This is a genomic window from Klebsiella sp. JN_Kp122, from assembly GCF_040062085.1.
Classification (GTDB): Bacteria; Pseudomonadota; Gammaproteobacteria; order Enterobacterales; family Enterobacteriaceae; genus Klebsiella; species Klebsiella aerogenes.
Genome location: NZ_JBEAHW010000036.1, coordinates 77,051 through 85,108, shown reverse-complemented (window position 1 = coordinate 85,108; position 8,058 = coordinate 77,051). Strand labels below are relative to the sequence as shown.

The 8,058-nt window shown below is 54.6% G+C and carries 9 protein-coding genes; 8 read left to right on the top strand and 1 reads right to left on the bottom strand.

The window, feature by feature from the left end:
* Positions 1–225: 225 nt before the first annotated feature.
* Positions 226–1,254 carry a 16S rRNA (guanine(1207)-N(2))-methyltransferase RsmC gene (gene rsmC / locus ABLU78_RS14860; protein WP_020079670.1) on the bottom strand — a complete coding sequence of 343 codons (1,029 nt, stop codon included), beginning with the start codon at positions 1,252–1,254 and terminating at the stop codon, positions 226–228.
* A 102-nt stretch (positions 1,255–1,356) separates the two neighbouring features.
* On the opposite strand from rsmC, the gene ABLU78_RS14855 reads away from it, so the two are divergent.
* The 8 genes from ABLU78_RS14855 (at position 1,357) to ABLU78_RS14820 (ending at position 7,679) form a co-directional block, all read left to right on the top strand.
* Positions 1,357–1,770 carry a DNA polymerase III subunit psi gene (locus ABLU78_RS14855; RefSeq protein ID WP_032715969.1) on the top strand — a complete coding sequence of 138 codons (414 nt, stop codon included), beginning with the start codon at positions 1,357–1,359 and terminating at the stop codon, positions 1,768–1,770.
* Positions 1,739–2,185, top strand: coding sequence for a ribosomal protein S18-alanine N-acetyltransferase (gene rimI, locus ABLU78_RS14850; RefSeq protein ID WP_015368389.1), 447 nt, complete (start codon positions 1,739–1,741; stop codon positions 2,183–2,185). The genes ABLU78_RS14855 and rimI overlap by 32 nt, the downstream gene beginning before the upstream one ends.
* A 14-nt stretch (positions 2,186–2,199) precedes the next feature.
* Entirely contained in the window at positions 2,200–2,877 is a 678-nt protein-coding gene (gene yjjG, locus ABLU78_RS14845) for a pyrimidine 5'-nucleotidase (RefSeq protein WP_015368388.1), read from the top strand.
* Between the two features lie 91 nt (positions 2,878–2,968).
* On the top strand, positions 2,969–4,558 hold the full coding sequence (gene prfC, locus ABLU78_RS14840) for a peptide chain release factor 3 (RefSeq protein ID WP_015704321.1): 1,590 nt from the start codon (positions 2,969–2,971) through the stop codon (positions 4,556–4,558).
* A 217-nt stretch (positions 4,559–4,775) separates the two neighbouring features.
* Positions 4,776–5,387, top strand: a complete 612-nt coding sequence (gene osmY, locus ABLU78_RS14835; RefSeq protein WP_020079668.1) for a molecular chaperone OsmY — start codon at positions 4,776–4,778, stop codon at positions 5,385–5,387.
* Positions 5,388–5,510: 123 nt separating this feature from the next.
* Positions 5,511–5,672: a DUF1328 domain-containing protein gene (locus ABLU78_RS14830; RefSeq protein ID WP_015368384.1), complete on the top strand. Its 162-nt coding sequence runs from the start codon at positions 5,511–5,513 to the stop codon at positions 5,670–5,672.
* Positions 5,673–5,823: 151 nt separating this feature from the next.
* On the top strand, positions 5,824–6,897 hold the full coding sequence (locus ABLU78_RS14825; protein ID WP_032715971.1) for a patatin family protein: 1,074 nt from the start codon (positions 5,824–5,826) through the stop codon (positions 6,895–6,897).
* Complete coding sequence (locus ABLU78_RS14820) at positions 6,894–7,679, top strand: metal-dependent hydrolase (RefSeq protein ID WP_015368382.1); 786 nt, start codon at positions 6,894–6,896, stop codon at positions 7,677–7,679. Before ABLU78_RS14825 ends, ABLU78_RS14820 begins: the two co-directional genes overlap by 4 nt.
* The last annotated feature ends 379 nt before the right edge of the window (positions 7,680–8,058 follow it).

Below are 8,058 nucleotides of genomic sequence, written 5' to 3'. Positions count from 1 at the left end.
CGTAAGGACACTAACACCTGAAGCTAGCGCGTCTACCAATTCCGCCACCTTCGCATACCATCGACACTAAAAAGTATCGTTACCACGGAGGCGCATTCTAGTGGTTTTCGGCGACACGTCAATAGTTAATTATGCAGGTTTTCTCGATTGCTGCAAAAATGGGCTATTCAGAGCGAAGGGAAGGCCTGGCGGCACGTCGAGCATGCCGCCGATGGGAAAAGAAAATTATTTCCTGGCCTGGCGAGTCATCACCGTGCGGTAAACTTTGAAACGGCCGGTTTGGGCGATCACTTCGTGGAAGCCAAACGTCTCATCCAGCACCTGCGGATACGGCAGGAAGGCGTTAGCAACGATACGCAGTTCGCCGCCGCTGTTCAGATGGCGGACCGCGCCGCGGATCAGCGCCTGCGCCGCTTCAAGACTGGTCTGCAGGCCGTCGTGGAATGGCGGATTTGAGATGATCATGTCAAAACGGCCGTTGACTTCAGAGAAGACGTTACTGGCAAAAACCTCGCCTTCAAAACCATTCGCGGCAAGCGTCGCGCGGCTGGCTTCGACCGCCGGAGCGCTGACGTCGCATAGCGTCAGGCGTACCTTCGGTGAATGACTGGCCAGTACCGTGGCAAGCACCCCGGCGCCGCAGCCGACATCGAGCACTTTACCTTTGGTGTGCGGTTGCAGGGTCGACAGCAGCAGCTGGCTGCCGACATCAAGGCCGTCGCGGCTGAACACGCCCGGCAGCGTTTTAATGGTCAGATTATCGAGCGTGTACTCGTTCCAGTACTGTTCGGCGTTGAAGGAGGGCTGTTTTTCCAGACGGCCGTGGTAGAGACCGCAGCGGCGGGCGCTATCCACTTTATTCAGCGGCGCGTATTCGGCGAGCATTTGCTCGGCGCTACGTACGCCGCTGCGGTTTTCGCCGATCACAAAAATATCGCTCCCCACCGGCAGCAGAGAGAGCAGGTTCATCAGTTGGAACTGCGCTTCTGGCTTGTTCTTCGGCCAGTAGTAGATCAGGGTATCGCAATCGGCGACGTCGGCGGCCTCGGCCACTAAGCTAAAACGAACGTTGTCGCCCATCTGGCGATTCAGGACCTGCCAGTGGTGGAATTGTTGGGTATGAGCGCGGCTGGCCGCGGTATCCAGACGTGCAGGCAGGTCATCCTGCAGGTCACCGGCAAACAGAACGCGGGCGGACTCGAAATCATCACTGTGGCGCAGCAAGACTTCACTTGCCGGGGTAAAAGCTGACATGAAACACTCCTTCAATAAGACTGGCGCCGATTATAGTAGTTTGTTGGCGCAGATACGACGGATTTGCTATATTGCGCGCTTGTTTAACAGGAGTGTTTCGCTATGACTTCCCGACGAGACTGGCAATTACAGCAACTGGGAATTACCCAGTGGTCGCTGCGTCGCCCGGGGGCGTTGCAGGGCGAAATCGCTATCTCGCTTCCTGAACATATTCGTCTGGTGATGGTGGCGGAAACCCCGCCGTCGCTGACTGAACCGCTCATTAGCGATATTCTGCGCGCGCTCTCGATTCGCGCCGATCAGGTACTGCAGCTTACGCCGGACCGGGTAGCGATGCTGCCGCAAAATAGCCGCTGCAACAGCTGGCGACTGGGCTGCGAGACGCCGCTGTCGCTGGCGGGCGCCCAGGTCTCGACGCCCGTTTTTGATGAACTTCAGAGCAGCGTGCCGGCTCGCATCGCGCTCTGGCAACAAATCTGCGCACATGAACACGATTTCTACCCTCAGCACGGCTGATTTATCCAAAGCCTGGCAAATCGAAAAACGCGCCCACGCTTTTCCGTGGAGCGAACAAACCTTTGCCAGCAATCAGGGTGAACGTTATCTGAATTACCAACTGGCAGTGGATGGAGAAATGGCGGCATTTGCCATTACTCAGATTGTCCTTGATGAAGCGACGCTTTTTAACATCGCCGTCGACCCCGCCTACCAGCGCCGCGGCCTGGGACGGGAACTGCTGGAACATGTTATTGATGAAGTCGAAAAACTCGGCGTCGTCACGCTGTGGCTGGAGGTGCGGGCATCGAATGTCGCCGCCATCGCGCTCTACGAAAGCTTAGGCTTTAACGAGGCGACTATCCGCCGCAATTACTACCCTACGGCCGACGGGCGTGAAGACGCAATTATCATGGCTCTGCCAATCAGTATGTAAGACAAGGTGAAACGATGAAATGGGACTGGATTTTCTTTGATGCCGATGAAACGTTGTTTACGTTTGACTCTTTCAGCGGTTTACAGCGGATGTTTCTCGACTATAGCGTGACATTTACCGCCAAAGATTTTCAGGACTATCAGGCCGTTAATAAGCCGCTGTGGGTGGATTATCAAAACGGCGCCATCACCTCGCTACAATTACAGCATCAGCGTTTTGATAGCTGGGCGGAACGTTTGAACGTCCCTCCGGGCGAACTGAACGACGCTTTCATGAATGCGATGGCGGAAATCTGCGCGCCGCTGCCGGGCGCTGTATCGCTGCTGAATGCGCTGCAGGGCAAGGTAAAAATGGGCATCATCACCAACGGTTTTACCTCGTTGCAGCAGACTCGACTGGAACGAACAGGCCTGCGCGATCACTTTGATTTGCTGATTATTTCTGAGGAAGTCGGCGTCGCGAAGCCGGATGCGCGTATCTTCGATTACGCGCTGGCGCAAGCGGGTAATCCGTCGCGCGACAGGGTATTGATGGTTGGCGATACCGCCGAGTCGGATATCCGCGGCGGCGTCAATGCCGGGCTTGCCACCTGTTGGTTGAATGCGCACCAGCAAACGCTGCCGGCAGACCTGCAGCCAGACTGGACGGTGACCTCTTTAAGCGAACTGGAGCAACTCCTGTGTAAACACTAATTGCCTCCCCCCCATTGATGGGTAAAATAGCCGCAATTTTTCGTATTCCACATGCGCGGCCCATTGCCGCGTTTACTTAGAAGATTGAATTATGACGTTGTCTCCTTATCTGCAAGAGGTGGCTAAACGCCGCACTTTTGCCATTATTTCTCACCCGGATGCCGGTAAGACCACCATCACTGAAAAAGTGCTGCTGTTCGGACAGGCGATTCAGACCGCAGGTACCGTGAAGGGCCGTGGTTCCAGCCAGCATGCTAAATCCGACTGGATGGAAATGGAAAAGCAGCGTGGGATCTCGATTACCACCTCGGTGATGCAGTTCCCGTACCATGACAGCCTGGTTAACCTGCTGGATACCCCGGGGCACGAAGACTTCTCCGAAGATACTTACCGTACCCTGACGGCGGTTGACTGCTGTCTGATGGTTATCGATGCGGCGAAAGGCGTCGAAGATCGTACCCGCAAGCTGATGGAAGTTACCCGTCTGCGCGATACGCCGATCCTCACCTTTATGAACAAACTCGACCGTGATATCCGCGATCCGATGGAATTGCTGGATGAAGTTGAAAATGAGCTGAAAATCGGCTGCGCGCCGATTACCTGGCCTATCGGCTGCGGCAAGCTGTTTAAAGGGGTTTATCATCTTTATAAAGATGAAACTTACCTCTATCAGACCGGTAAAGGGCACACCATTCAGGAAGTGCGCGTGGTTAAGGGGTTGAATAACCCTGAACTCGATGCCGCGGTGGGCGACGATCTGGCGCAGCAGCTGCGCGATGAACTGGAACTGGTGCAGGGCGCTTCGAACGAGTTCGATAAAGAACTGTTCCTGGCGGGCGAAATTACTCCGGTGTTCTTCGGGACCGCATTAGGCAACTTCGGCGTGGATCATATGCTGGATGGTCTGGTGGAGTGGGCGCCGGCGCCGATGCCGCGTAACACTGATACCCGTGAAGTGACGGCTACAGAAGAGAAATTCACCGGCTTCGTGTTTAAGATTCAGGCCAACATGGACCCGAAACACCGCGACCGCGTGGCCTTTATGCGCGTGGTTTCCGGCAAATACGAGAAAGGCATGAAGCTGCGTCAGGTGCGTATCGGCAAAGACGTGGTGATTTCCGACGCGCTGACCTTTATGGCGGGCGATCGCTCGCACGTTGAAGAAGCCTACCCTGGCGATATTATCGGTCTGCATAACCACGGCACCATTCAGATTGGCGACACCTTTACCCAGGGCGAAATGATGAAGTTCACCGGTATTCCGAACTTCGCGCCGGAACTGTTCCGTCGTATTCGCCTGAAAGATCCGCTGAAGCAGAAACAGCTGCTGAAAGGGCTGGTACAGCTGTCTGAAGAGGGCGCGGTACAGGTCTTCCGCCCTATCGCTAATAACGATCTGATCGTTGGCGCCGTCGGCGTGCTGCAGTTTGACGTGGTAGTAGCGCGTCTTAAAAGCGAATACAACGTTGAAGCGATTTACGAATCCGTCAACGTGGCCACCGCGCGTTGGGTTGAATCGACAGACGTGAAGAAATTCGAAGAGTTTAAGCGTAAGAACGAAGTTCAGCTGGCGCTGGATGGCGGCGATAATCTGACCTATATCGCCCCGACGATGGTGAACCTGAACCTGACGCAAGAGCGTTACCCTGACGTAGTGTTCCGCAAAACCCGCGAACACTAATATCTCTCTGGAGCGCGGCGATGCTGCGCTCCAGCCTGTTTTTCCAGCCACACTCCTTACCATAGAAAGTTCTTAAATCTGCGCGAATCGTAGCTTTTTTATTCAAACCCTCCGCCGCATCTCCGCTCATCTACTATATTTATTAAGCACTTTTCAGAAACCTGGCTGAATAAATAGCCATGTGTTTTACCAAAGCAGACATCGTGAGGGCATACCAATGACCAGACTAAAGAGCGCCAGGCTATTGCTGCCTCTCTTCTTAGGCTCAGCGTTGATAAGCGCCTCGACCTATGCGGAAACTACCGCAACCGATAGCGCGAAGGCCGCCGCGACCAGCGCCGGAGAAAGCGTCGATAAATCGATCAACAAGGTTGGCGATTTTATGGATGACAGCACGATCACCGCCCGTGTCAAAGCGGCGCTGATCGATGACAAAAGTATCCGTAGCACCGATATCTCGGTGAAAACGGAAAACAAAGTGGTGACCTTAAGCGGAACGGTGGAGAGCGCTGAGCAAAAATCACAGGCCGTTAGCGCGGCGAAAGGCGTCGAAGGGGTGAGTTCGGTAAGCGACAAGCTGACCGTGGCGGGTGAAAAATCCGCGAGCCTGAAGGGCTATGCCGGCGACACCGCAATCACCAGCGAAGTCAAAGCCAAACTGCTCGCGGACGATATCGTTCCGTCGCGTAAGGTGACGGTGGAAACCAGCAACGGGGTGGTACACCTCTCCGGAACCCTGGAATCGAGCAAGCAGGTCGATCGCGCGGCAGACATTGCCAAAGCGGTTACCGGTGTTAAGAGCGTGAAAAACGATCTTAAAGTGCAGTAAGGGTATTTATTAAAAGATATTCGCCAGCGGCGAGACCGCTGAGCGAGTTGTACGCAGGGTTGATGTATGCGCGGCCTGAGCGCGCAGAAAAGCGACCGTTAATCATATGGTAAGGAGAACAGTATGTTTAGATGGGGCATTATTTTTCTGATCATCGCGTTAATTGCCGCCGCATTGGGTTTTGGTGGTCTGGCGGGTACCGCGGCGTGGGCGGCTAAAATCGTCTTTGTTGTCGGTATTATCATTTTCCTGGTCAGCCTGTTTACCGGGCGAAAACGACCCTAGAGGCGATGTGCCGAAAGGCGTGAATCAATAACCGCGCAGTGATGACATAACGTCTTACATAAAGCCAGTCAATGTGACTGGCTTTTGCGGTTTCAGGGGACGACAATTTGCGTTACTTTAATGACAGAAAATAAACAAACAGGAAAGCAGGGTGGGGCAGCGCATTCCCGTGACGTTGGGCAATATCGCCCCGTTAGCGGTAAAACCCTTCCGTCCAGGCAAATTGGCTCTGGTGTGCGAAGGCGGTGGTCAGAGAGGTATTTTCACAGCCGGGGTTCTGGACGAATTCATGCGCGCTGGATTTAACCCTTTCGACCTGATGCTAGGCACTTCCGCTGGCGCGCAAAACATCTCCGCTTATATCTGTAATCAGCAGGGCTACGCCCGTAAAGTCATTACGCGTTACACCACCTCGCGGCAATTTTTTGACCCGATGCGCTTCGTACGCGGCGGCAATCTTATCGATCTCGATTGGCTGGTCGATTCCACTGCACAACAAATGCCGCTGGCGATGAACTATGCCGAGGAGCAGTTCGCGCTGGGTAAAGAGCTGTGGATGTGCGCCTGCCGCGGTGACGACTACACGGCAAACTATTTTTCCCCCACCCGCCAGACCTGGCTTGATCTGATCCGCGCCTCCAGCGCCATTCCAGGTTTTTACCGTAGCGGTGTCCTGCTGGATGGCGTGAATTATCTCGATGGCGGCGTCAGCGACGCGATCCCTGTGCAGGAGGCGGCGCGCCGCGGCGCGCAGACTATCGTGGTTATCCGTACCGTCCCTTCGCAGATGTTCTACACTCCGCAGTGGTTTAAACGGATGGAGCGCTGGCTGGGGGAAAGCAGTTTGCAGCCGTTTGTGAACCTGGTACAGCACCACGAAACCACCTATCGCGCGACGCAGCAGTTTATTGAAAAACCGCCGGGTAAACTGCGGATATTCGAAATCTATCCGCAGCGGCCGCTGCGCAGTATGGCGCTTGGCAGCCGTCTGCCGGCGCTGCTGGAAGATTATAAAACCGGACGCCAGTGCGGCCGCTACTTCCTCGCTACGGTAGGGAAACTGCTGACCGAGCAACCGCCGCTGTTACGTCATGCGCCGCGTGTGGCAATGCCGACGTCGGTAGTGGTGCCGCCGTTGCCGGTAGCTAACGAAACGCCGCAACAGGCGATTATCACCGCGCCGCAGGCTAATGACCCTAGCTTTAATAACGAGGATCTGGCGTGACGTTACGCTTTATTGATACCCACTGTCATTTCGATTTTCCCCCATTTACAGAGGATGAACCGGCGAGTATCGCACGGGCGTCACAGGCCGGCGTTGGGCGCATAATCGTGCCGTCGATATCCGCCGCGCGCTTTGCTCGCGTGCTGGCGCTGGCGGAGCAACACGAGCCGCTGTATGCCGCGTTAGGGATGCATCCCATTGTTATCGAACAGCATGATGACCGCGGGTTAGCGCAACTGGAAAGCTATCTTGCACAGCGTCATCCGAAACTCGTGGCCGTCGGGGAGATTGGCCTCGATCTCTACCGCGACGATCCGCAATACGATCGCCAACAGGCGCTGCTGGAAGCGCAGTTGCGGCTGGCAAAGCGTTACGATTTGCCGGTGATCCTGCATTCGCGCCGCACCCACGATAAGCTGGCGATGTTGCTAAAAAAACATAACCTGCCGCGCGCCGGGGTGGTGCATGGTTTTGCCGGCAGCCTGCAGCAGGCGGAACGTTTTGTACAGCTGGGCTATAAGATTGGCGTTGGCGGTACCATTACCTATCCCCGCGCCAGCAAAACTCGCGATGTTATGGCGCGTCTGCCGCTTTCTTCGCTGCTGCTGGAAACCGATGCTCCGGATATGCCGCTGAATGGTTTTCAGGGACAGCCGAACCGCCCGGAACAGGCGGCCCGCGTCTTTGACTCGCTCTGCGAACTGCGCGCGGAACCGGCGCAGGAAATTGAAGCGGCACTACTGGCGAATACCAAAAACCTCTTTACCGCGCTAACCCTCTAACGACCCACATACTGGACAACGTCGTCCCCGGTTCTGGTCGGGTGTGACAATCCCATCATTTTTTATAAATATAAAATCCATTAAGTTTCAATCAGAAAGTATATTTATGGCCAGGATTTGCACAATTTGTGCGCCATGACGTCGAGATAACTCGTTTTGATATGTTAGAATAATAACATCACCATGAACTTCGGTTTGCCGATTATGCTTAAACAGGAGATGACGGTGAGGCTGGCGGGAATTGCTGGTTAATTGTGATTTTTATCACGTTACAGTAATGCAAATTAGTAATTAGTTTTCATTAACTGTGATGAATGTCGAAGTGTAATGGCGAGCGGTTGTTACAATAGTAACAGGCTCGCAAGGTGAACAAACTATT

Bases quoted from the DNA above. Each gene is read 5' to 3' on its own strand.
- rsmC (WP_020079670.1), bottom strand. From the start codon at position 1,254: ATGTCAGCTTTTACCCCGGCAAGTGAAGTCTTGCTGCGCCACAGTGAT.
- ABLU78_RS14855 (WP_032715969.1), top strand. From the start codon at position 1,357: ATGACTTCCCGACGAGACTGGCAATTACAGCAACTGGGAATTACCCAG.
- rimI (WP_015368389.1), top strand. From the start codon at position 1,739: ATGAACACGATTTCTACCCTCAGCACGGCTGATTTATCCAAAGCCTGG.
- yjjG (WP_015368388.1), top strand. From the start codon at position 2,200: ATGAAATGGGACTGGATTTTCTTTGATGCCGATGAAACGTTGTTTACG.
- prfC (WP_015704321.1), top strand. From the start codon at position 2,969: ATGACGTTGTCTCCTTATCTGCAAGAGGTGGCTAAACGCCGCACTTTT.
- osmY (WP_020079668.1), top strand. From the start codon at position 4,776: ATGACCAGACTAAAGAGCGCCAGGCTATTGCTGCCTCTCTTCTTAGGC.
- ABLU78_RS14830 (WP_015368384.1), top strand. From the start codon at position 5,511: ATGTTTAGATGGGGCATTATTTTTCTGATCATCGCGTTAATTGCCGCC.